General features: G+C 71.1%; 19 protein-coding genes and 3 tRNA genes. 19 read left to right on the top strand and 3 right to left on the bottom strand.

Features of this window, described 5'->3' with window-relative positions; genetic code table 11:
* Positions 1-120 precede the first annotated feature (120 nt).
* Positions 121-2,730, top strand: coding sequence for an ATP-binding protein (locus ACZ3YO_RS16155; protein ID WP_465569546.1), 2,610 nt, complete (start codon positions 121-123; stop codon positions 2,728-2,730).
* The gene (locus tag ACZ3YO_RS16150) at positions 2,723-3,397 is read left to right on the top strand and encodes a response regulator (protein ID WP_465569544.1); all 675 of its coding nucleotides are present in this window, start codon (positions 2,723-2,725) and stop codon (positions 3,395-3,397) included. The genes ACZ3YO_RS16155 and ACZ3YO_RS16150 overlap by 8 nt, the downstream gene beginning before the upstream one ends.
* Before the next feature lie 317 nt (positions 3,398-3,714).
* On the opposite strand, the gene ACZ3YO_RS16145 is transcribed toward ACZ3YO_RS16150, so the two are convergent.
* Positions 3,715-4,986, bottom strand: a complete 1,272-nt coding sequence (locus ACZ3YO_RS16145; protein WP_465569542.1) for an amidohydrolase family protein — start codon at positions 4,984-4,986, stop codon at positions 3,715-3,717.
* Between the two features lie 251 nt (positions 4,987-5,237).
* On the opposite strand from ACZ3YO_RS16145, the gene ACZ3YO_RS16140 reads away from it, so the two are divergent.
* The 6 genes from ACZ3YO_RS16140 (at position 5,238) to ACZ3YO_RS16115 (ending at position 7,803) form a co-directional block, all read left to right on the top strand.
* Positions 5,238-5,310, top strand: a tRNA-Thr gene (locus tag ACZ3YO_RS16140).
* Between the two features lie 43 nt (positions 5,311-5,353).
* Positions 5,354-5,426 (top strand) — tRNA-Met (locus tag ACZ3YO_RS16135).
* Positions 5,427-5,509: 83 nt separating this feature from the next.
* Positions 5,510-5,674, top strand: coding sequence for a 50S ribosomal protein L33 (rpmG, locus tag ACZ3YO_RS16130; RefSeq protein ID WP_006604855.1), 165 nt, complete (start codon positions 5,510-5,512; stop codon positions 5,672-5,674).
* 115 nt (positions 5,675-5,789) lie between these two features.
* Positions 5,790-6,248, top strand: a complete 459-nt coding sequence (locus ACZ3YO_RS16125) for a MaoC family dehydratase N-terminal domain-containing protein (RefSeq protein WP_148644350.1) — start codon at positions 5,790-5,792, stop codon at positions 6,246-6,248.
* Between the two features lie 4 nt (positions 6,249-6,252).
* A complete protein-coding gene (locus ACZ3YO_RS16120) occupies positions 6,253-6,675 on the top strand; it encodes a MaoC family dehydratase (protein ID WP_405360177.1) in 423 nt (140 codons plus the stop codon).
* Positions 6,676-6,759: 84 nt separating this feature from the next.
* Positions 6,760-7,803 (top strand): UDP-N-acetylmuramate dehydrogenase, encoded by a 1,044-nt coding sequence (locus tag ACZ3YO_RS16115; RefSeq protein WP_396321547.1) that lies wholly within the window; start codon positions 6,760-6,762, stop codon positions 7,801-7,803.
* Between the two features lie 9 nt (positions 7,804-7,812).
* Here ACZ3YO_RS16115 and ACZ3YO_RS16110 read toward each other — a convergent pair whose 3' ends face one another.
* On the bottom strand, positions 7,813-8,847 hold the full coding sequence (locus ACZ3YO_RS16110; protein WP_465569539.1) for an adenosine deaminase: 1,035 nt from the start codon (positions 8,845-8,847) through the stop codon (positions 7,813-7,815).
* 94 nt (positions 8,848-8,941) lie between these two features.
* Complete coding sequence (locus ACZ3YO_RS16105; protein WP_465569537.1) at positions 8,942-10,189, bottom strand: pyridoxal phosphate-dependent aminotransferase; 1,248 nt, start codon at positions 10,187-10,189, stop codon at positions 8,942-8,944.
* 379 nt (positions 10,190-10,568) lie between these two features.
* On the opposite strand from ACZ3YO_RS16105, the gene ACZ3YO_RS16100 reads away from it, so the two are divergent.
* From ACZ3YO_RS16100 to rpoB, 11 genes are all read left to right on the top strand, one after another.
* Positions 10,569-10,641: transfer RNA gene (locus ACZ3YO_RS16100), tRNA-Trp, on the top strand.
* 149 nt (positions 10,642-10,790) lie between these two features.
* On the top strand, positions 10,791-11,132 hold the full coding sequence (secE, locus tag ACZ3YO_RS16095; RefSeq protein ID WP_465548948.1) for a preprotein translocase subunit SecE: 342 nt from the start codon (positions 10,791-10,793) through the stop codon (positions 11,130-11,132).
* A 212-nt stretch (positions 11,133-11,344) separates the two neighbouring features.
* Positions 11,345-12,268: a transcription termination/antitermination protein NusG gene (gene nusG / locus ACZ3YO_RS16090; RefSeq protein WP_465569535.1), complete on the top strand. Its 924-nt coding sequence runs from the start codon at positions 11,345-11,347 to the stop codon at positions 12,266-12,268.
* 162 nt (positions 12,269-12,430) lie between these two features.
* Complete coding sequence (rplK, locus tag ACZ3YO_RS16085) at positions 12,431-12,865, top strand: 50S ribosomal protein L11 (RefSeq protein ID WP_376155943.1); 435 nt, start codon at positions 12,431-12,433, stop codon at positions 12,863-12,865.
* Between the two features lie 76 nt (positions 12,866-12,941).
* The gene (rplA, locus tag ACZ3YO_RS16080) at positions 12,942-13,664 is read left to right on the top strand and encodes a 50S ribosomal protein L1 (RefSeq protein ID WP_396321495.1); all 723 of its coding nucleotides are present in this window, start codon (positions 12,942-12,944) and stop codon (positions 13,662-13,664) included.
* Between the two features lie 247 nt (positions 13,665-13,911).
* Complete coding sequence (locus tag ACZ3YO_RS16075; protein ID WP_465569532.1) at positions 13,912-14,697, top strand: hypothetical protein; 786 nt, start codon at positions 13,912-13,914, stop codon at positions 14,695-14,697.
* A gap of 96 nt (positions 14,698-14,793) precedes the next feature.
* Positions 14,794-15,618: an SCO4651 family lipoprotein gene (locus tag ACZ3YO_RS16070; RefSeq protein WP_465569530.1), complete on the top strand. Its 825-nt coding sequence runs from the start codon at positions 14,794-14,796 to the stop codon at positions 15,616-15,618.
* Between the two features lie 179 nt (positions 15,619-15,797).
* Positions 15,798-16,658, top strand: coding sequence for an SCO4651 family lipoprotein (locus tag ACZ3YO_RS16065; protein WP_465569528.1), 861 nt, complete (start codon positions 15,798-15,800; stop codon positions 16,656-16,658).
* 388 nt (positions 16,659-17,046) lie between these two features.
* On the top strand, positions 17,047-17,610 hold the full coding sequence (gene rplJ, locus ACZ3YO_RS16060; protein WP_148644361.1) for a 50S ribosomal protein L10: 564 nt from the start codon (positions 17,047-17,049) through the stop codon (positions 17,608-17,610).
* Between the two features lie 90 nt (positions 17,611-17,700).
* The gene (rplL, locus tag ACZ3YO_RS16055; protein WP_380608299.1) at positions 17,701-18,084 is read left to right on the top strand and encodes a 50S ribosomal protein L7/L12; all 384 of its coding nucleotides are present in this window, start codon (positions 17,701-17,703) and stop codon (positions 18,082-18,084) included.
* 737 nt (positions 18,085-18,821) lie between these two features.
* The gene (gene rpoB, locus ACZ3YO_RS16050; RefSeq protein WP_396321491.1) at positions 18,822-22,298 is read left to right on the top strand and encodes a DNA-directed RNA polymerase subunit beta; all 3,477 of its coding nucleotides are present in this window, start codon (positions 18,822-18,824) and stop codon (positions 22,296-22,298) included.
* Positions 22,299-22,318 lie beyond the last annotated feature (20 nt).

Below are 22,318 nucleotides of genomic sequence, written 5' to 3'. Positions count from 1 at the left end.
GTGACGGCCGACCGGCTGGACCAGTGAGACGGGCCGACCCGGGCCGGGGCACCACCCCGCACCCGGGTCGGCCGACGTACGCCCTGACCCTCGTACGAAGAAGACGAAAGAGCAGCGCCCATGGCCCGCGACCTCACCCCCGGCACCGGCCCCCGCCGCGGCCGGCTGAGGGTGTACCTCGGTTCCGCCCCCGGTGTCGGCAAGACCTACCGGATGCTGGACGAGGCCCGGCGCAGACAGGAGCGCGGCGCGGACGTCGTGGTCGGCTTCATCGAGTGCCACGGGCGCCGGCACACCGAGTCCATGCTCACCGGCCTGGAGACCGTTCCCCGGCTCAACCGCTCCTACCGCGAGGCCGAGTTCGACGAGATGGACCTCGACGCGGTGCTGCGGCGGAAGCCCACGGTCGCGCTGGTGGACGAGCTGGCGCACACCAACATCCCCGGCGGCCGGCACGCCAAGCGCTGGCAGGACGTCGAGGAGCTGCTCGACGCCGGGATCGACGTCATCACCACCGTCAACGTCCAGCACCTGGAATCGCTGAACGACGTCGTCCAGAAGATCACCGGCATCCCCCAGCGCGAGACCGTCCCGGACGAGATGGTCCGCCGGGCCGACCAGATCGAACTCGTCGACATGGCCCCCCAGGCGCTGCGCCGCCGGATGGCCCACGGCAACGTCTACAGGGCGGAGAAGGTGGACGCCGCGCTCTCCAACTACTTCCGGGTCGGCAACCTCACGGCCCTGCGCGAGCTCGCCCTGCTCTGGGTGGCCGGGCGGGTCGACGAGGGGCTGCGCGACTACCGGGCCAGCCACAACATCGACCGCGTCTGGGAGACCCGCGAACGCGTCGTGGTCGCCCTCACCGGCGGCCCCGAGGGCGAGACGCTGATCCGCCGCGCCGCCCGGATCTCCGACCGCACCGCCGGCGGCGACCTGCTCGCCGTCCACGTCACCCGCAGCGACGGCCTGGCCGGCGCCTCCGCCGGCGCGCTCGCCCAGCAGCGGCAGCTGGTCGAGACCCTCGGCGGCAGCTACCACGTGGTCGTCGGCGACGACATCCCCACCGCGCTGCTCGCCTTCGCCCGCGCCCACGACGCCACCCAGCTCGTCCTCGGCACCAGCCGGCGCGGCCGGATCACCCGCTTCCTCACCGGCCCCGGCATCGGCGAGACCACGGTGGACGCCTCCGAGGACATCGACGTCCACATGGTCACCCACGAGTTCACCGGCCGCGGCCGGCTGCCCTCGCTCGGCCGCCGCCACTCCAAACGCCGCACCATCGCCGGCTACCTCGCCGGGCTGGTGCTGCCCTGGCTGCTCACCGCCCTGCTCTCGCAGGCGCACGGCACCGTCAACCTCACCACCGACGCGCTGATCTTCCAGCTCGGCGTGGTGATCGTCGCCCTGCTCGGCGGCGCCACCTCCGCCCTGCTGGCCTCGGTCGTCGCCTCGGTGCTGCTCAACTACTTCTTCATCCCGCCCGTCCACACCCTGACCATCGGCGAGACCAACAACATCGTCGCGCTGGTCGTCTTCGCCGCCGTCGCGCTGGCCGTCTCCACCGTGGTCGACCACGCGAGCCGGCTCACCACCCGGGCCGCCCGGGCCACCGCCGAGGCCGAGACCCTCTCCACCCTCGCCGGCAGCGTGCTGCGCGGCGCCGACGCGCTGCCCGCCCTGCTGGAGAAGTCACGGACGGCCTTCGGAATGGACTCCGTCGCCCTGCTGGAACGCACCGGCGGCGAGGTGCTGGCCCGCTGCGACGACGACGGCCGGACCGACGACGGCCGGGCCGGAGACGTTCGGACCGGCCGGGAGGACGGAGTCCGGAGCGGCGAGCCGGCGGAGACCACCGAGATCCCGGTCGGCGCCGACGCGGTGCTCGTCCTCACCGGCCGCCGGCTGCCCGCCGCCGACCAGCGCGTGCTCACCGCCTTCGCCGCGCACGTCGCCGCCGCGCTGGAACGCGACCGGCTCGCCGTGGCCGCCGCCGAGGTCGAGCCGATCAAGGCCGCGGACCGGATGCGCACCGCCCTGCTCGCCGCCGTCAGCCACGACCTGCGCACCCCGCTGGCCGCCGCCCTCGCCTCGGTGGGCTCACTGCGCAGCCCCGACGTCGAGTTCTCGCCCGAGGACCAGGCCGAACTCCTGGCCACCGCCGACGAGTCCCTGGTCAAGCTCACCCGGCTGGTGGACAACCTGCTCGACATGAGCCGTCTCCAGGCCGGCGCGCTCACCCTCCACCTCGCCGAGACCCACCTCGACGAGATCCTGCCCCGGGCGCTGGACACCCTCCCCGACCCGTACGCGCCGGTCCAGCCGCTGGACCTGGACGCGGTGCCGGCCGTGCTGGTCGACCCGCCGCTGCTGGAACGCGTCCTCGCCAACGTCATCACCAACGCGCTGCGGCACAACGCCCCCGGCGCCCCCGTCCTGGTCGCCGCCAGCCACCACCAGGGCCGGGTCGAGATCCGCGTTATCGATCGCGGCCCCGGCATCGCCCCCGAGGACCGCGACCGCGTCTTCCTGCCCTTCCAGCGCCTCGGCGACACCGACAACACCACCGGTGTCGGCCTCGGCCTCGCCCTCTCCCGCGGCCTCGCCGAGGCCATGGGCGGCAGCCTGGAGGTCGAGGACACCCCCGGCGGCGGCACCACCATGCTGCTCACCCTGCCCGCCGCGCAGACCGTTCACGACGACCGTCCGGGAGGGGCGCCGCATGAGTGAGATCCTGATCGTCGACGACGAACCGGCGCTGCTGCGCACCCTGCGGATCAACCTCAGCGCCCGCCGGTACGCCGTCCGGACGGCCGCCAGCGGCGGCGAGGCCCTGAACCGCGCCGCGCACACCGCGCCTGACGCCGTCCTGCTCGACCTCGGCCTGCCCGACCTGGACGGCATGGACGTCATCCGGGGCCTGCGCAGCCGCAGCGACGTGCCGATCATCGTGCTCTCCGGCCGCTCCGGCGCCGCCGACAAGGTGGACGCGCTCGACGCCGGGGCGGACGACTACCTCACCAAGCCGTTCCTGATGGAGGAACTGCTGGCCAGGCTGCGCGCCGTGCTGCGCCGGCTGCCCGGCACCCCCGCCCCGGCCGCGCCGGTGATCGGCGACCATGTCGTGGATCTCGCCGCGACCACCGTGACCGGCCCGGACGGCCCCGTCCGGCTCACCCCGACCGAATGGCGGATCCTCGCCCTGCTGCTCGCCAACCCGGGCCGGCTGGTGCCCGGACGGCAGATCCTGCGCGAGGTCTGGGGCCCGGCGCAGGAGGGGCACGGCAACTATCTGCGGGTCTACCTGGCCGGGCTGCGCCGCAAGCTGGAACGCGACCCGGCCCGGCCGCGCCACCTGATCACCGAGCCCGGCATCGGCTACCGGTACGAGCCCTGACCAGACGTCATCTCTACGGATTGCCAGCAGACCGGTCATTGGCAGGCAACGTACGCCCATGCCGGTCAGCCGGGGTCACATATGGGCGTGGCAAGCGCGACCCCGTCGCTCACTCGTTCTGTGATCCTGCCTCCGGGCAGTGGGCAGGGCTTGGCCGTCACGAGGGCCTACGGACCTGAGTGAGAAGCCGCCCCGCTCGCGGGGTGGAGGAGTCACGTGGGGGTGCCTGGGGCTTCTCCAGAGCCGCCACCCGAGGTAGCCGACAGGTGAGGGGGGCGTGCGGCCCAGCGCCAATCGTCCCCGAATCACCGTCCATGTCAGCCCCCGCCCGCGCTGCCCGACTGCCGGGGCAGCGCCAGCACCACCGTGTCGGCGAACTCCCGCACCGCACTGGTCCGGCTGACCACCCGTCCGCTGTGCACCACCAGCCGGCTGTGCCCGCCCGCGAGAGCACCCGCCAGGCTGTCCCCGCGCACCGCCAGCAGCTCCGCCGGGAACCCGGCGTCCACCCGGACCGGCGGCAGCCCGAGCGCCGCGCGGGCCTGGTTGGCCACGGCGTCGTACGCCGCCTCCGGAGCCAGCACCCCGCCCGCCGCCAGCAGGTACGCGGCCTCCAGCGGATCCGCCCGCCCCACCGGGTTGGCCGGGTCGCGCAGCGCGCCGCTGCCCGCCGCGAGCGGCACCCGGGCGTCCACCAGCTCGCGCAGCAGCCCCGGCCGCAGGCCGCCCGGCCGGCCCTCCAGCCCGGTGCAGCAGCCGTTCTGCGGCAGACAGACCACCCGGACGCCACTGGTGGCCAGCACCGTCGGGGCGCCCGGAGCCAGCGACCCGCACGGGCCGAGCACCACCCGCGGACGCAGCGGCGCCAGCGCGCTCGCCAGCCGGGCCAGCTGCGCCGGGTCGGCGCCGGTGGTGTGCAGGTCGACCGGGCAGTCCGCCTCCCGGGCGGCCTCCAGCAGCAGCTGGACGTACCCGGCCGGGTCCGGGTCGAGTTCGGGGCAGCCGCCGGCCGCCGTGGCGCCCAGCTTGAGCGCGTCGCGCAGCTGGGCCCGGCCGTCGGCCCCGGCCCGGCCGGTGAGCAGCCGGGGCATGGCGACGGCCTGGAGCTCGGCGAGCCCGCGCAGCGCCTGCCGGGCGGTGAGCACCGCCTCCAGCCTGCGCAGCCCGTGCACGTCGCCGATCCGGACGTGGGTGCGCTGGGCGGTGGCGCCGTAGCCGAGCGAGGTGAGCGCGGCCTCGGTGACCCGCCGGGTGAGGTCGGAGGGGGTCTCCGGCGGCGGGGTGGGCAGGGCGGCGGCGAAGGCGACGTCGTAGTGGGCGTGCGCCTCGGCGGGGGCCGGCAGCAGCAGGTAGCCCTTGAGGTCGATCCGGGCGCCGGTGGTGGCCGTGGGGGCGCCGGGGAGGGCGGGCAGCGGGCCGAGGCTGCCGGCGGTGCCGACGGCCTGGATCCGGTCGCCGCTGATCCGTACGTCCACCACCCGGCCGTCGACGAGCCGGGCGTCGGTGAGCAGCAGGACGGGGCCGTGCCCGAGCGGGTTGGCCGCCGGGCCGGGCCCGGAGTGCGGCCCGTCGGCGGCTGCGCTGTCCATCGCCCGGCTCCTTCTCGCTGGCCCGTCGAGTTGCCCGGCCCGTCCCGATCAATGAGCGACGAGCCTATGGCGCGCGGGCGCGGGGCGCCGGGAGGCGGGCAATAGTCGTATCGGGTCGGGCCGCGCCGCCGGAGGGCCGTTCGAACACCCGGCCTTCGATCGCTCGTCCGTGCACGCCGCCGACCTGCGGTCTTCGCGTCGGGATACGGATTTCACCTCTGGGCGCGGAACGTGTAATCTCTTCCTCGTTCGCCCCTATAGCTCAGTCGGTAGAGCGTCTCCATGGTAAGGAGAAGGTCTGCGGTTCGATTCCGCATGGGGGCTCTGGTGAAAAGGAGTCAGCTTCGGCTGTGCTCCGGATCACTGTGGCGGTGTAGCTCAGTTGGTAGAGCAAGCGGCTCATAATCGCTGTGTCACCGGTTCAAGTCCGGTCACCGCTACCCCGCGTAGTCGGTCGGGAGATCGCACTCCCGGTCGGCTACTCTTGTTGTGTTCTTATTCATTGTCCAAGGAAGGCACTCCCGTGGCTGCCACCGACGTCCGCCCGAAGATCACGCTGGCCTGCGTGGAGTGCAAGGAGCGGAACTACATCACCAAGAAGAACCGGCGTAACGACCCGGACCGTCTTGAGATGAAGAAGCACTGCCCCCGCTGCAACTCGCACACCGCGCACCGCGAGACCCGCTGACCCTGTTGCAGGGCGCCGGGCCTGTGTGATTCAGGTCTTCGACTCCGGGCCGCACCCTCTCTGGGTGCGGCCCGGAGTCTTTTTCGTCATCCACCGGACTTTCGAGGAGTTGCCCGTGGCACTCGACCCCTCCTTCATCGGGCGGACGTACCCGCCCACCGAGCCGTACGAGGTCGGCCGGGAGAAGATCCGCGAGTTCGCGGTCGCCGTGGGTGACGCCAACCCGGCGTACACCGACCCGGAGGCCGCCAAGGCGCTCGGCCACCAGGACGTCATCGCCCCGCCGACCTTCCCGTTCGTGCTGACCTTCAGGGCCGCCGCCCAGGTGGTCCAGGACCCGGAGCTGGGCCTGGACTACAGCCGCGTGGTCCACGGCGACCAGAAGTTCGCCTACACCCGCCCGGTGCGGGCCGGTGACCGCCTCTCGGTCGCCGTGACCATCGACAACATCAAGTCGCTCGCCGGCAACGACGTGCTCACGGTGCGCGGCGAGGTGTCGGACGCCAGCGGCGAGCACGTGGTGACGTCGGTCATGACCCTGGTGGCCCGGGCCGCCGACGAGGCGGGGGAGTAACGCCATGGCGATCAGCTTCGACGAGGTCGCGGCCGGCACCGAGCTGCCCGCGCAGTCCTTCCCCGTGACGCGCGCCACGCTGGTGCAGTACGCGGGCGCCTCCGGCGACTTCAACCCGATCCACTGGAACGAGAAGTTCGCCAAGGAGGTGGGCCTGCCGGACGTCATCGCGCACGGCATGTTCACCATGGCCGAGGCGATCCGGGTGGTCACCGACTGGGTCGGCGACCCGGGAGCCGTGGTCGAGTACGGCGTGCGGTTCACCCGTCCGGTGCCGGTGCCCAACGACGGGGTCGGCTCCGTGATCGAGGTCACCGGCAAGGTGGCCAAGCTGCTGGACGACCGGAAGGTCCAGGTCGACCTGGTGGCGACCTACGGCGGCCAGAAGGTGCTGGGCATGTCCCGCGCCGTCGTCCGGCTGGCCTGAGCGCACGACGGGGGCCTGCCCCGCCCCCGAGGACGCGTACGGGGGAGGGGCCGCCCCCGCTCCTCCCCGTACGCTGGGGGCGTGCTGGTAGAACTCGACGCCCCCCTCGCCCCGCTGACCACGCTCCGCCTCGGCGGTCCGGCCCGCCGCCTGGTGACCGCGACCACCGATGACGAGGTGGTCGCCGCCGTCCGCGAGGCCGACGCCGCCGGCGAGCCGCTGCTGGTCATCGGCGGCGGCTCCAACCTGGTGATCGGCGACGCCGGCTTCGCCGGGACGGTGCTGCGCATCGCCACCACCGGCTTCGCGCTGGACGGCACCACCCTGGAGCTGGCCGCCGGCGAGGTCTGGGCCGAGGCGGTGGCCCGGACGGTGGAGCACGGCCTGGCCGGCATCGAGTTCCTGGCCGGCATCCCCGGCTCGGCCGGCGCCACGCCCGTCCAGAACGTCGGCGCGTACGGCCAGGAGGTGGCGCAGTCCGTCACCGAGGTGGTCGCCTACGACCGCCGGGCCGGCGAGGTCGTGACGCTCTCCGGCGCCGCGTGCGAGTTCTCCTACCGGCACAGCCGCTTCAAGGCCGACCCGGACCGCCACGTCGTGCTGCGGGTCCGTTTCGCCCTGGCGGACAACGGCGGGCTCTCCACCCCGGTCCGCTACGCCGAGACCGCCAGGCACCTGGGCGTCGAGCAGGGCGAGCCGGTCGCGCTGCGCACGGCCTATGACGCCGTGCTGCGGCTGCGCGCGGGCAAGGGCATGGTGCTCGACCCGGCGGACCACGACACCTGGTCGGCGGGATCCTTCTTCACCAACCCGGTACTGACCGCCGAGCAGTACGACGCCTTCCTCGCCCTGGCCGCCGAACGCGACCTCACCGCCCCCGCCTACCCGGCGCCGGACGGCTGCACCAAGACCTCGGCCGCCTGGCTGATCGACAAGGCGGGCTTCGGCAAGGGCTACGGCAGCGGTCCGGCCACCCTCTCCACCAAGCACACCCTGGCCCTGACCAACCGCGGCGCGGCCACCGCCGAGGACCTGCTGGCGCTGGCCCGGGAGATCCGCGACGGTGTCCGGGCGGCGTTCGGCGTCGAGCTGGTCAACGAGCCGGTCATGGTGGGCGTCAAGCTCTAGCGGGCGTCCCTAGGGGGCGTCCGCCAGCCAGGTGTCGATGTCCGCCAGCAGCTCCTTCTGCGTGCTCTCCGGCGCGCGCGAGCCGCGCACCGACTGGCGGGCCAGCTCGGCGAGTTCGGCGTCGTCGAAGCCCAGCACGTCGCGGGCCAGGTCGTACTGGGCGGCCAGCCGGGTGCCGAACAGCAGCGGGTCGTCGGCGCCCAGCGCCAGCGGCACGCCCGCGTCGAACAGCCGGCGCAGCGGGACGTCCTCGGCCCGCTCGTAGACGCCCAGCGAGACGTTGGACGAGGGGCAGACCTCGCAGGTGACCTGACGGTCGGCCAGCCGCTGCATCAGCCGGGGGTCCTCGGCGGCCCGGACGCCGTGGCCGATCCGGCCCGCACCGAGGTCGTCCAGGCAGTCCCGGACGGACTCCGGGCCGGCCAGCTCGCCGCCGTGCGGGGCGGCCAGCAGCCCGCCCCTGCGGGCGATGTCGAAGGCCCGGTCGAAGTCCCGGGCGAGGCCGCGCCGCTCGTCGTTGGAGAGGCCGAAGCCGACCACGCCCTGGTCGGTGTACCGGACGGCCAGCCGGGCCAGCGTCCGGGCGTCCATCGGGGACTTCATCCGGTTGGCCGCGACCAGGACGCGGATGCCGACGCCGGTGACCTCGGCGGCGTGCCGGACGGCGTCCAGGATCAGCTCCAGCGCGGGGATCAGGCCGCCGAGCCGGGGCGCGTACGAGGTCGGGTCGACCTGGATCTCCAGCCAGCGGGAGCCGTCCCGGCGTTCGTCCTCGGCGGTCTCCAGGACCAGCCGGCGGATGTCGGACTCGTCCCGCAGGACGGACCGGGCGGTGTCGTAGAGGCGCTGGAAGCGGAACCAGCCGCGTTCGTCGGTGGCCCGCAGCCGGGGCGGCTCGCCGGAGCTGAGAGCCTCCGGCAGGCGGACGCCGTGCTTGTCGGCCAGTTCCAGCAGGGTGGCGGGTCGCATCGAGCCGGTGAAGTGCAGGTGCAGGTGGGCCTTGGGGAGGTCCCTGACGTCTCGCGGAATCAGCAGGCGTTCCATCCGCCGATACTGCCGCATCGGGCCCGGATACGGGAACCGCCCCCTTCGTGTCCCCCGAAGGGGTGAAGGGGGCGGTCGCGTCGGGCGGGTGCCGTCAGGCGGTCGCCTCGCCGAGCAGCTTCTGCATCCGGCCGACGCCCTCGACCAGGTCGGTGTCGCCCAGCGCGTACGACAGGCGCAGGTAGCCCGGGGTGCCGAAGGCCTCGCCGGGGACGACCGCGACCTCGGCCTCGTCCAGGATCAGCGCGGCCAGCTCGCCGGAGGTCTGCGGGCGCTTGCCCCGGATCTCCTTGCCCAGCAGGCCCTTGACGGACGGGTAGACGTAGAACGCGCCCTCGGGCTCGGGGCAGACGACGCCCTCGATCTCGTTGAGCATCTTCACGATGGTCCTGCGGCGCCGGTCGAAGGCGGTGCGCATCTCGTGCACGGCGGCGAGGTCACCGCTGACGGCGGCGATCGCGGCGCGCTGCGCGACGTTGGAGACGTTGGAGGTGGCGTGCGACTGCAGGTTGGTCGCGGCCTTGACGACGTCCTTGGGGCCGATCACCCAGCCCACCCGCCAGCCGGTCATCGCGTAGGTCTTGGCCACGCCGTTGACGACGATGGTCTTGTCGGCCAGCTCGGGCAGCAGGGCCGGCAGCGAGGTGAACGTCGCGTCGCCGTAGACCAGGTGCTCGTAGATCTCGTCGGTCAGCACCCAGAGGCCGTGCTCCAGCGCCCACTCGCCGATGGCCCGGGCCTCGGCCTCGGTGTACACCGCGCCGGTCGGGTTGGACGGCGAGACGAAGAGGACCACCTTGGTGTTCTCGGTGCGGGCGGCCTCCAGCTGCTCGACCGAGACCTTGTAGCCGGTGGTCTCGTCGGAGACAACCTCGACCGGGACGCCGCCGGCCAGCTGGATCGACTCCGGGTAGGTGGTCCAGTACGGGGCCGGGACGATGACCTCGTCGCCCGGGTCGAGGATCGCGGCGAAGGCCTCGTAGATCGCCTGCTTGCCGCCGTTGGTCACCAGGACCTGGGAGGCGTCCACCGCGTAGCCGGAGTCGCGCAGCGTCTTGGCGGCGATCGCGGCCTTCAGCTCGGGCAGGCCGCCGGCCGGGGTGTACCGGTGGTTCTTCGGGTCACGGCAGGCCTCGACGGCCGCCTCGACGATGTAGTCCGGGGTGGGGAAGTCCGGCTCGCCGGCGCCGAAGCCGATCACCGGACGGCCGGCCGCCTTGAGGGCCTTGGCCTTGGCGTCCACGGCGAGGGTCGCGGACTCGGCGATCGCGCCGATCCGGGCGGAGACCCTCCGGTCGGCGGGGCGGACGGAACTGTCGGGCTGCGGGGTGGAAGCGCTCATGCCTGCATGGTCGCAGAACCGGGACGGACCGGGCACGGGGGTTTCACCATATGTCTCTTTGATCTCGGAGCACCGTAGTAGCATCGGCGACCTGTCCAAGGACAGCGGTCAGGGCTTGGCCGTCACGACGCTCTGCGGAGCCGAGTGAGAAGCCGTCCCGTCCGCGGGGTGGAGGAGTCACATGTACGGGCTCGTCCGATTGCCATGCATGGCGGCGGGTCGGCACAGGGGGTCGCAGAAGAGGTTCGACCAAACCCCCCTCAACCACGTACACTCACTGCTCGACGGCCACCGAGAAGCCAAGACTTCCACCGCCTGTGCATACAGCGGGGGGAGATGCGGTAGGTTGGTTGTCGCTACAGGAGCCGCAAGGCGCCGTAGGGCAATAGCTCAATTGGTAGAGCACCGGTCTCCAAAACCGGCGGTTGGGGGTTCAAGTCCCTCTTGCCCTGCTGCTTGATCCGTATTCAGCCCGTTCGCTCCACAGAGCGAACGGGCTTGATGCGGAGAGGGCACCGAACAGCACCGCTTTAGCCGGCCGCTCGTGCCCGATCGGGTACGCAGGTGATGCTCGGCAGGACCCGGATTCAGGTGAGGACGAGTGACGGAGACCACGGGCTCCACCGCAACGCCTGAGAGCGGCAACCCCGAGGGTGCCGACGGCGCTGACGAGACCACGCCGGCCGGCGAGTCGCGCCGCGACCGCAAGCGAGGCCGCTCGGGCGACAAGAAGTCCGGCAAGCGGGCCAAGAAGGGCGTCTTCGCCCGCCTGGCCCTGTTCTACCGCCAGATCATCGCCGAGCTGCGCAAGGTCGTCTGGCCCACCCGCAGCGAGCTGGTCAACTACACCACCGTCGTGGTCGTGTTCGTCGTGGTCGTGATGGCTTTCGTCGCAGCCCTCGACTACGGGTTCTCGAAGCTCAGCCTCTGGGTCTTCGGCTGACCGAGCCGCCCCACCTTTGAAACAGCTTTCCGACCCGGGCCGATTCTTCGGTCCGGGTCGAGCTGTCGGCGCCGGACGTACGAGGCCGCTACCGTTGACTCGGTACTGTTGAAGTCTCCGAGGCATCTCCTGGCGCCCGCGTGAGCGGTAGCGGCGCCGGAGCGGTCCCGGAGCGCGCCACCTTCACCATCTCCAGGAAAGAAGCAGCCACCGTGTCTGAGTCCCCCCTGTACGACGCCGACGAGACCGTCCGCGAGGCGGATGTCGCCGCCGAGCTGGACGCGGCCGAGCTGGCTGACGAAGCCGAGTCCGCCGAGCAGATCGTGGACGCCGCGGACAGCGACGAGGACGAGGCCGAGGCGTACGACGAGGCCGAGGCCGGCGAGCCGGCCGAGGAGGCCGCGCTGCACGTGGAGGCCGACGAGGAGCTCGCCGCCGAGGAGTCCGAGGAGGCCGCCGACGAGGCCGACGAGGCTGCCGACGAGGCCGACGAGGCTGCCGACGAGGCCGAGGCCGTCGTCGAGGCCGAGGTCGACCCGGTCGCCAAGTTCCGCGAGGACCTGCGCTTCATGCCCGGCGAGTGGTACGTGATCCACACCTACGCGGGCTACGAGAACCGGGTGAAGCAGAACCTGGAGCAGCGCGCGGTCTCGCTCAACGTCGAGGAGTACATCTTCCAGGCCGAGGTGCCGCAGGAGGAGGTCGTCCAGATCAAGAACGGCGACCGCAAGACCATCCGCCAGAACAAGCTCCCCGGCTACGTCCTGGTGCGCATGGACCTCACCCCGGAGTCCTGGGGCGTCGTGCGCAACACCCCCGGTGTCACCGGCTTCGTCGGCAACGCCTACGACCCGTACCCGCTGACCCTGGACGAGGTCGTCAAGATGCTCGCCCCCGACGTCGAGCGCCAGGCGGCCAAGGAGGCCGGCAAGCCCTCGCCGGTCAAGCCGAGCGAGATCCAGGTGCTCGACTTCGAGGTCGGCGACTCCGTCACCGTCACCGACGGCCCCTTCGCCACCCTGCAGGCGACCATCAACGAGATCAACCCGGACTCGAAGAAGGTCAAGGGCCTGGTCGAGATCTTCGGCCGGGAGACCCCGGTCGAGCTCTCCTTCGACCAGATCCAGAAGAACTAGCACTGAGCTTCGGCTTCGGGGCGGGGCTGCGGCCCCGCCCCGAAGTCGTTTTGGTCCAGCGGCGCATCCGCGTTAGCCTGGTCCGATGTGTGTGCTGGCGGCCGGGTGTCGCCCCGGTCCGGCATGCACCAGCAATCACCTCTCGGAAGGACCCGGAGAGAAATGCCTCCCAAGAAGAAGAAGGTCACGGGGCTTATCAAGCTCCAGATCAACGCCGGTGCGGCCAACCCGGCGCCGCCGGTCGGCCCCGCGCTGGGCCAGCACGGCGTCAACATCATGGAGTTCTGCAAGGCCTACAACGCTGCGACCGAGTCGCAGCGCGGCATGATCGTGCCGGTGGAGATCACGGTCTACGACGACCGTTCCTTCACCTTCATCACGAAGACGCCGCCGGCCGCGCGCCTCATCCTGAAGGCCGCGGGCGTGGAGAAGGGCTCCGCCGAGCCGCACAAGACCAAGGTCGCCAAGCTCACGGCCGCCCAGGTCCGCGAGATCGCCACGGTCAAGCTCCCCGACCTGAACGCCAACGACCTGGACGCCGCGTCCAAGATCATCGCCGGCACCGCCCGGTCGATGGGCATCACGGTCGAGGGCTGATCACCCTTCTCATCCATGTGGTAGGGCCTGCGCGGCCCGTACATACCACGACTCCATTCCCCACTCAGGAGCAGCAGTGAAGCGCAGCAAGGCTCTGAAGGCCGCGGACGCTCAGGTCGACCGCGACCGCCTTTACGCCCCCCTCGAGGCCATCCGCCTCGCCAAGGCGACCAGCACCAGCAAGTTCGACGGCACCGTCGAGGTCGCCATGCGTCTGGGCGTTGACCCGCGCAAGGCCGACCAGATGGTCCGCAGCACCGTGATCCTCCCGCACGGCACCGGTAAGACCGCTCGGGTCCTGGTCTTCGCGACCGGCGAGCGTGCCGAGGCCGCGCGTGCTGCGGGCGCCGACATCGTCGGTGCCGACGAGCTCATCGACGAGGTCGCCAAGGGCAAGCTGGACTTCGACGCCGTCGTCGCCACCCCGGACCTCATGGGCAAGGTCGGCCGCCTCGGCCGCGTGCTCGGTCCCCGTGGCCTGATGCCGAACCCGAAGACCGGCACCGTCACCCCCGATGTCGCCAAGGCTGTCAACGACATCAAGGGCGGCAAGATCGAGTTCCGCGTCGACAAGCACTCGAACCTGCACTTCATCATCGGTAAGGCCTCCTTCACCGACGAGCAGCTGGTCGAGAACTACGCCGCCGCGCTGGACGAGGTGCTCCGCGCCAAGCCGTCCGCCGCCAAGGGTCGCTACATCAAGAAGACCGCGATCTCCACCACGATCGGCCCCGGCATCCTGGTCGACCCGAACCGCACCCGCAACCTCCTGGTCGAGGAGGACCCGGCCGCCGTCTGAGCCCCGAGCTCACACCGGTAGCCGCGTCCTGGGCGCAGCAGTAGTCCGTACGACGGGCCCGTACCCCCTTCACCGGGGGTGCGGGCCCGTCGTCGTGTCCGGCCCGGGCCGTGCTCCCGGGGCGGTCGTCCTCCGAGCGGTCGTCGTGTCCGGATCGAGACCGGGCCGGGGAGGACGTGTGGTGCGGCTCGTCGTACGCTCAGCCGGTCAGATCATGTGAATTACCGTGTGACCGTCGGAGTGTGCCGTGCCGCCCGCCCTTCGCCCCGCCGTCTGGGGGGCGGCCCTGCTGCTGCTCGCCGGCTGTCTCACCGCCTGCAGCCTGCTGGCCGTCTCGGGGGACCGCACGCCCGCCGGCGCGCCCGCGACCGTCCGGCCGCCCAAGCAGGTGCTGCTCTCGGCCGCGCAGAACCTGGACGACTCCGGTGGCACGCGCGTGCAGGTCACCGAGGAGGGTCCGGCCGGGCGGCGCACCGCCTCCGGGGCCGTCTCCTGGGGCGCCCGGGACGCGGTCGAGCTGGCCGTCACCGACGAGCTGGGCACCGCCCGGCTCGAGGCCCGGGACGGCGCGCTCGACCTCGCGTACGACGGGGCGCCTGCGAAGCGGGCCGAGCGGGCCGACGCCGAGTCGCTGGATCCGCGGGCGCCGGGCGCGGCGTACGCGGGCGGCTGGCTGAGCGGGCTGATCGCCAACCCCGGCGGCCCGGCGCATTCGATGGCCCTGGCCGGGAAGCTCACCTCGCTCGGCGGCGAGCAGCTGGCCGGCACCACGGTGGCGCACTACCAGGGCTCCGCGGCGGTGGCCGACTTCTTCGGCGCCGACCAGGGGCTCTCCGCCGACCGGCTCGCGGTCCTGCTCGCCTACTACCGGCAGCGCGGGGTCACGGCGATCGGCTACGACTTCTGGGTCGCCCCCGGTGACCGGCTGCTCCGGCTCCGCGCCACCGTCCAGGGCGGCACCGCCAAGGTGGTCACCACGACCGACCTCTCCGACCTCGGGCCGGTTGCGGAGAGCCCTGCCGCGACGGGCTGAGCCGTTCGGGGGGTGGCCGTTGTCAGGCGGACTTTGACGATCCGTTAGAGTCCGCTGCGTATTACCTGACAATCGGGCCTCATTGGGGGTTTCTTCATGCGTGCTCTGCGCCTCGCTTCCGTCGTCGTCACAGCCGCCGTCCTGGTCGGAGGACTGACGGCCTGCGGCGGTGACGGCAACACGGACACCAAGTCCGCGGAGGGCCCGGCCGCCGGCAAGTCCTCCGGCCTCGACCCGAAGGCCGCGCTGGCCGCCTCGGCCGTGGTGATGCAGAAGGCCGCCAACGGCAATGTCGAGCTGGCCCTGCCCGACAACTCCATGGCCGGTACGGCCCAGTGGAGCAAGAGAACCGATGTCGACGTGGCCGGCAAGGGCAAGGCGTCCACCAAGACGCGGGTGGTCGGCGACGACATCTTCCTCGGTGGCGGCGCCGACGTGACGGCCGCCCTGGGTGGCAAGCACTGGGCCAAGGTCACCCCCCAGGACCCGGGCGTGGGCCCGATGGCCGGGATGTTCCTGACCGTGACCCAGCTGAGCAACCCGGTGCTCCAGCTCACGGTGGCGGCCCAGGTCGGCAAGCCGACCAAGGTCGGGGCCGAGGCCGTCGGCGGGGTCGACACCACGCACTACCGCGCGGTCGAGGACGTCGCCAAGCTGACCGAGGCGATGAGCGCGCTCGGCAACGACCAGCGCACCGCCGTCCAGCAGACCCTCGCCGCGGGCGGCAACACGATGACCGTCGACTTCTGGATCAACGGCGCCCAGGAGCTCGTCCAGCTCAAGGGCTACGGCAACAAGAACGGCGAGCAGCAGGCCGTCACGGTCAAGTACTCGGGCCTGGGTGCCGCGCCCAAGATCGAGGCGCCGGCCTTCGCCGACGTCGGCAAGAGCTCCGACTTCTCCAGGCTCTTCGGCGGCTGAGCCCAGGGGGCTCTCCCTCCGGTCCCGGTCCCGGCCCCGGTCCCGGCTCCGACCCCGGGGCGCGTCGCGGAGCGCGCCGGGTTCACCGGGCCGGGCCAGGGGGGCGCCACCGGCCGGCCGGGCAGTTGGTGGCAAGGTGGCTCGGAACAGGCGCAACAGGGACGGAAGGGGAGCGGGCCATGGCGGTGCGGCAGCGGCTGGCGGCGGCGGTGGCCGCCGCGCTGCTGGCGGGCGGGCTGACGGCGTGCGGCGGGAACGGCGGCACGCCGCCGACGCCCTCCGGGACGCCGACGCCGACCAGCGCCTCCCCGACCGGCCCGGCCAAGCCGACCGACCGGTCGCCGCACGGCGTCCTGCTCTCCGCCCAGCTGGCCATGCAGACCGCGCGCCGGGCCAAGGTCAGCTACCGGCTCGGGCCGGACGCCGGCTCCGGCCCGCTGTTCTGGCTGCCGAAGACCGCCCTCCAGGTCAGACGTTCCACCCCGGCCGAGGCCGAGCAGCTGATCGTCGTGGACACCGTGGCCTACCAGGGCGGTGACGCCGCCACCGCGGCCCGGCTCGGCGGCCGGCACTGGGAGCGGTTCAGCGGCGCGCCGGGCCCGGACGGCCACCGCGAGATCCCGTACGCAGGGCTGATCGACCTGCTCAACCCGGTCGAGGCGCTGGCCGCCGCGACCGCGGACGGGGTGGCGGCGCAGTACGTCGGCGAGGAGAAGGCCGAGGACTCGACGGTCGAGCACTACCGGGTCACCACCAACGCCGAGCGGTACGCGGCCGCGCAGACCCAGCTGAGCCAGGCCCGTCGGGACGGCCTGCGCGCCGCACTCGCCCCCGGTGGATCGGCCTCGCTGACCCTGGACCTCTGGCTGAACGACAAGGACCAGCTGGTGAAGCTCCAGCGCACCGGCACCGGGGAGAGCGGCCGGGCCGACGACTCGGTGCTCTACTCCGAGTTCGCCGGCGCCCTCTCGGCCCAGGCCCCGGCCGAGGCGGACACCGTCGACGCGGGCACCCGCAACGTCTCTCCGCTGGCCCGCTGAGCCGGCCCGCCGACCAGTCCCGTCCGGCCCGTCCGTCCCGTCCGCGGGCGGTGGTCCTGGGCGATTTGCCCCGGACGGCGGGGTCCGGCTACTGTTGCCGAAGCCAAAGACCGCTGGTTGTCGCCGTGCTTCCGCAAGGGAGTGGGCGACCGAAGGATCTGCGCTTTCAGCGCAGGCAGCCCGCGCAGGATTGTTTGGAGCTTGGACTTCCGGGTCCCGCGTGTTCGCACGTGGACCTGTCGAGGTCGTACTGAGCCCCGTGCGCCTGCGCACCGGGGCTCATCTGCTTTTCTGCAGGAGCTTTCCTTCCGTCCGGTCGGTCCGAGGCGAGAATGGTCGACTTTTGCGGTCGGCCGGACTTCGACATCACGGAAGGAGGCGTAAGCCTATGGCTAGGCCCGACAAGGCTGCTGCCGTCGCCGAGATCGCGGACAAGTTCCGCGCCTCGAACGCGGCCGTACTGACCGAGTACCGCGGTCTGACGGTGAAGCAGGTCAAGACCCTGCGTCGCTCGCTGGGTGACAACGCCCAGTACGCCGTGGTGAAGAACACGCTGACCAAGATCGCTGCCAACGAGGCCGGGATCACGGAGCTCGACGACCAGTTCAACGGTCCGACGGCTGTCGCCTTCGTCACCGGTGACCCGGTGGAGTCGGCGAAGGCTCTGCGTGACTTCGCCAAGGAGAACCCCGCTCTCGTCATCAAGGGCGGTGTCCTTGACGGCAAGGCGCTGTCCGCCGATGACATCAAGAAGCTCGCGGACCTCGAGTCCCGCGAGGTGCTGCTCGCCAAGCTGGCCGGCGCCCTGAAGGCCAAGCAGTCCCAGGCTGCTGCGCTCTTCCAGGCCCTGCCGTCGAAGCTCGTCCGCACTGTGGACGCGCTGCGCGACAAGGTCGAGCAGGGCGGTGCCGGTACGCCGGCTCCCGCCGCCGAGGACGAGGCCGCCGAGTAATTCGGCAGGCTCACGCCTCGCTGCGGGCCCGTACGCCCGCCAACCCGTACATACGGCACCACCTGCCGAATTAGTGGAAGGACGCCAATCATGGCGAAGCTGACCCAGGACGAGCTGCTCGCGCAGTTCGAGGAGCTCACCCTCATCGAGCTCGCTGCCTTCGTGAAGGCCTTCGAGGAGAAGTTCGACGTCACCGCGGCCGCCCCGGTTGCCGTTGCCGCCGCCGGCGTTGCCGGCCCGGCCGCCGAGGCCGCTGAGGAGCAGGACGAGTTCGACGTCATCCTCGACGGTGCCGGCGACAAGAAGATCCAGGTCATCAAGGAGGTGCGCACCCTGACCTCCCTCGGCCTGAAGGAGGCCAAGGACCTCGTTGACACCGCTGGTGCCAAGGTCCTGGAGAAGGTTGCCAAGGACGTTGCCGAGAAGGCCAAGGCTGCCCTCGAGGCCGCTGGCGCCAAGGTCACCGTCAAGTGACTCCTCCCCGGCCATGACGGCCGGGAGGTGCCTCCACGCCCCTCAGGGGGCTGAGGCTGCCTGAGGCCGGGCCGATCACCCTTGCGGGTGGTCGGCCCGGCCTTTTCGCGTACCCGGCCCGGGGCGGGTACGGCGGCGGGGATCCACCGGTGTGGCCGAGAGCGCACTCGGCAGTGTCGGTGCGGACGGGTATGGTGATCGCTGTCATCGAGAGTGGCTCTCACCACGGCTTCTGTAACGCCGGGCGGGTTCGCAGCGATAGACGGGTCGAGGTCCGCGCCGGAGGCGGGCCCTTGACGAACCAGGCGCGGCGCGCGATTCTCAAGGCGCGAGTCCGCCCGGTTGGTTTGTTGCTGGATGCATAACCAGCGTCTCCGGCGGGAAGTGACTCCACGTGAGTCGTGGAGGCCCGGGAGTGTCCGGGCCAGTGCAGTACCCGGTGGGCGTTCGCGTCCGCCGGCTACCGGGAGGAGTCTCCGATTCGGTTTCCGAATCAGAGCTGGACAGCAGTGTGCCGTTTGGCTACACTGTCCCTTTGCGCTGCCTGTTAGCTGCTCCGTGACTCGTCGCCCGGAGTTTGCGTTGCCCTGAAGGGGTCTGGCACCGCCTCCGCAAAACGGCTCTGACCTCGGGTTTCACCCCCGGCAGAGGCCAGTGGCGAGGAGGTGGGACCAAGCCTTTCCAGGCCCGGCCGGTACGCGCGTAGTGAGCTCCGAGCCCTCGGAAGGACCCCCCTCTTGGCCGCGCCGCGCAACGCCTCGAACAATTCCGCCGCATCCACCGCCCCGCTCCGCGTCTCGTTCGCGAAGATCAAGGAGCCCCTCGAGGTCCCGAACCTCCTGGCCCTGCAGACCGAGAGCTTTGACTGGCTGCTCGGCAACGCGGCCTGGAAGTCCCGGGTCGAGGCGGCCCTGGAGAGTGGTCAGGACGTCCCCACGAAGTCCGGTCTGGAGGAGATCTTCGAAGAGATCTCCCCGATCGAGGACTTCAGCGGGTCGATGTCGCTGACCTTCCGCGACCACCGTTTCGAGCCGCCGAAGAACTCCATTGACGAGTGCAAGGACCGCGACTTCACGTTCGCGGCTCCGCTCTTCGTCACGGCCGAGTTCACCAACAACGAGACCGGTGAGATCAAGTCTCAGACGGTCTTCATGGGCGATTTCCCGCTCATGACCCACAAGGGCACGTTCGTGATCAACGGCACCGAGCGTGTCGTCGTCTCGCAGCTGGTCCGCTCCCCGGGTGTGTACTTCGACTCCACCCTGGACAAGGTGTCCGACAAGGACATCTACTCCTGCAAGGTCATCCCCTCGCGTGGTGCCTGGCTGGAGATGGAGATCGACAAGCGCGACATGGTCGGCGTCCGCATCGACCGCAAGCGCAAGCAGTCCGTCACCGTGCTGCTCAAGGCGCTCGGCTGGACCAACGAGATGATTCTCGAGGAGTTCGGCGAGTACGAGTCGATGCGCGCCACCCTGGAGAAGGACCACACCCAGGGCCAGGACGACGCGCTGCTGGACATCTACCGCAAGCTGCGCCCGGGCGAGCCGCCCACGCGTGAGGCCGCGCAGACGCTGTTGGAGAACCTCTACTTCAACCCGAAGCGCTATGACCTCGCGAAGGTCGGCCGTTACAAGGTCAACCGCAAGCTGGGCAACGCCGAGTCGCTGGACTCCGGCGTGCTCACCGAGCCCGACATCATCGGTGCGATCAAGTACCTGGTGAAGCTGCACGCGGGCGAGACCGAGTGGCGTGACGACGAGGGCCGCGACATCGTGGTCGAGGTCGACGACATCGACCACTTCGGCAACCGTCGTCTGCGCAACGTCGGCGAGCTCATCCAGAACCAGGTCCGCACGGGTCTGGCTCGTATGGAGCGCGTCGTGCGCGAGCGCATGACCACCCAGGACGTCGAGGCGATCACGCCGCAGACCCTGATCAACATCCGGCCGGTCGTCGCCTCCATCAAGGAGTTCTTCGGCACCAGCCAGCTGTCGCAGTTCATGGACCAGACGAACCCGCTGTCGGGCCTGACCCACAAGCGTCGTCTGTCCGCGCTCGGCCCCGGCGGTCTCTCCCGTGAGCGCGCCGGCTTCGAGGTCCGTGACGTGCACCCCTCGCACTACGGCCGCATGTGTCCGATCGAGACCCCCGAAGGCCCGAACATCGGTCTGATCGGGTCGCTGGCCTCGTACGGCCGGGTCAACGCCTTCGGCTTCATCGAGACCCCGTACCGCAAGGTCATCGAGGGTGTCGTCACCGAGCAGGTCGACTACCTCACGGCCGACGAGGAGGACCGCTACGTCATCGCGCAGGCCAACGCCCCGCTGACGGCGGAGCTGACCTTCGCGGAGCCGCGTGTCCTGGTCCGCCGCCGCGGTGGCGAGATCGACTACATCCCCGGCACCGAGATCGACTACATGGACGTCTCGCCGCGCCAGATGGTGTCGGTCGCGACCGCCATGATCCCGTTCCTCGAGCACGACGACGCCAACCGCGCGCTCATGGGCTCGAACATGATGCGCCAGGCGGTGCCGCTGCTGAAGAGCGAGGCTCCGCTGGTCGGTACCGGCATGGAGTACCGCTGCGCCGTCGACGCCGCGGACGTCATCACCGCCGAGAAGGCCGGTGTCGTCCAGGAGGTCTCGGCCGACTACGTCACCGTGGCCAACGACGACGGCACGTACACCACGTACCGCGCCGCCAAGTTCACCCGCTCCAACCAGGGCACCGCCTTCAACCAGAAGGTGCTCGTGGACGAGGGCGCCCGGGTCGAGGCCGGCCAGGTCCTGGCCGACGGTCCCTGCACCGACGAGGGCGAGATGGCCCTCGGCAAGAACCTGCTCGTGGCGTTCATGTCGTGGGAGGGTCACAACTACGAGGACGCGATCATCCTGTCGCAGCGCCTCGTCCAGGACGACGTCCTCTCCTCGATCCACATCGAGGAGCACGAGGTCGACGCCCGTGACACCAAGCTCGGCCCCGAGGAGATCACCCGGGACATCCCGAACGTCTCCGAGGAGGTCCTCGCCGACCTCGACGAGCGCGGCATCATCCGCATCGGTGCCGACGTCGTCACCGGCGACATCCTGGTCGGCAAGGTCACGCCCAAGGGTGAGACCGAGCTGACCCCGGAGGAGCGCCTGCTCCGCGCGATCTTCGGCGAGAAGGCCCGTGAGGTCCGCGACACCTCGCTGAAGGTGCCGCACGGTGAGTCCGGCAAGGTCATCGGCGTCCGCGTCTTCGACCGCGAAGAGGGCGACGAGCTGCCCCCGGGCGTCAACCAGCTGGTCCGCGTCTACGTGGCCCAGAAGCGCAAGATCACCAATGGTGACAAGCTCGCCGGCCGTCACGGCAACAAGGGTGTCATCTCCAAGATCCTGCCGGTCGAGGACATGCCGTTCCTGGAGGACGGCACCCCGGTCGACATCATCCTCAACCCGCTGGGCGTCCCGTCCCGAATGAACCCCGGGCAGGTCCTGGAGATTCACCTCGGGTGGCTCGCCAAGCAGGGCTGGGACGTCTCCGGCCTCGCCGACGAGTGGGCCCAGCGCCTGCAGGCGATCGGCGCCGACACCGTCCAGGGCGGCACCAACCTCGCCACCCCGGTCTTCGACGGCGCCCGCGAGGACGAGATCACCGGCCTGCTGGACAACACCACCCTCACCCGTGACGGTGAGCGCCTGGTGAACTCCACCGGCAAGGCCCGGCTGTTCGACGGCCGCTCCGGCGAGCCGTTCCCGATGCCGGTCTCGGTCGGCTACATGTACATCCTCAAGCTGCACCACCTGGTCGACGACAAGCTGCACGCCCGTTCGACCGGCCCGTACTCGATGATCACCCAGCAGCCGCTCGGTGGTAAGGCGCAGTTCGGTGGTCAGCGCTTCGGTGAGATGGAGGTGTGGGCCCTTGAGGCGTACGGCGCGGCCTACGCGCTGCAGGAGCTGCTCACCATCAAGTCCGACGACGTTCTCGGCCGCGTGAAGGTCTACGAGGCCATCGTCAAGGGCGAGAACATCCCCGAGCCCGGCATTCCCGAGTCCTTCAAGGTCCTCATCAAGGAAATGCAGTCGCTCTGCCTCAACGTGGAGGTGCTGTCCTCGGACGGCCAGTCCATCGAGATGCGGGACTCCGACGAGGACGTGTTCCGCGCCGCCGAGGAGCTCGGCATCGACCTGTCCCGGCGCGAGCCGAGCAGCGTCGAAGAGGTCTGACGGAGGCCGGGCCGGCTCTC

The organism is Kitasatospora sp. NPDC022785 (genome assembly GCF_055561295.1).
The sequence above is the reverse complement of the archived record's forward strand: the minus strand, read 5'-3'. Positions and strand labels throughout refer to the sequence as shown.

What these genes read in the sequence shown, in the direction of transcription:
- ACZ3YO_RS16155 (WP_465569546.1), top strand. Translation starts at nt 121, where the DNA reads ATGGCCCGCGACCTCACCCCCGGCACCGGCCCCCGCCGCGGCCGGCTG.
- rplL (WP_380608299.1), top strand. Translation starts at nt 17,701, where the DNA reads ATGGCGAAGCTGACCCAGGACGAGCTGCTCGCGCAGTTCGAGGAGCTC.
- ACZ3YO_RS16105 (WP_465569537.1), bottom strand. Translation starts at nt 10,189, where the DNA reads ATGAGCGCTTCCACCCCGCAGCCCGACAGTTCCGTCCGCCCCGCCGAC.
- ACZ3YO_RS16120 (WP_405360177.1), top strand. Translation starts at nt 6,253, where the DNA reads ATGGCGATCAGCTTCGACGAGGTCGCGGCCGGCACCGAGCTGCCCGCG.
- rplJ (WP_148644361.1), top strand. Translation starts at nt 17,047, where the DNA reads ATGGCTAGGCCCGACAAGGCTGCTGCCGTCGCCGAGATCGCGGACAAG.
- ACZ3YO_RS16145 (WP_465569542.1), bottom strand. Translation starts at nt 4,986, where the DNA reads ATGGACAGCGCAGCCGCCGACGGGCCGCACTCCGGGCCCGGCCCGGCG.
- ACZ3YO_RS16150 (WP_465569544.1), top strand. Translation starts at nt 2,723, where the DNA reads ATGAGTGAGATCCTGATCGTCGACGACGAACCGGCGCTGCTGCGCACC.
- ACZ3YO_RS16065 (WP_465569528.1), top strand. Translation starts at nt 15,798, where the DNA reads ATGGCGGTGCGGCAGCGGCTGGCGGCGGCGGTGGCCGCCGCGCTGCTG.
- ACZ3YO_RS16110 (WP_465569539.1), bottom strand. Translation starts at nt 8,847, where the DNA reads ATGGAACGCCTGCTGATTCCGCGAGACGTCAGGGACCTCCCCAAGGCC.
- ACZ3YO_RS16070 (WP_465569530.1), top strand. Translation starts at nt 14,794, where the DNA reads ATGCGTGCTCTGCGCCTCGCTTCCGTCGTCGTCACAGCCGCCGTCCTG.
- rplK (WP_376155943.1), top strand. Translation starts at nt 12,431, where the DNA reads ATGCCTCCCAAGAAGAAGAAGGTCACGGGGCTTATCAAGCTCCAGATC.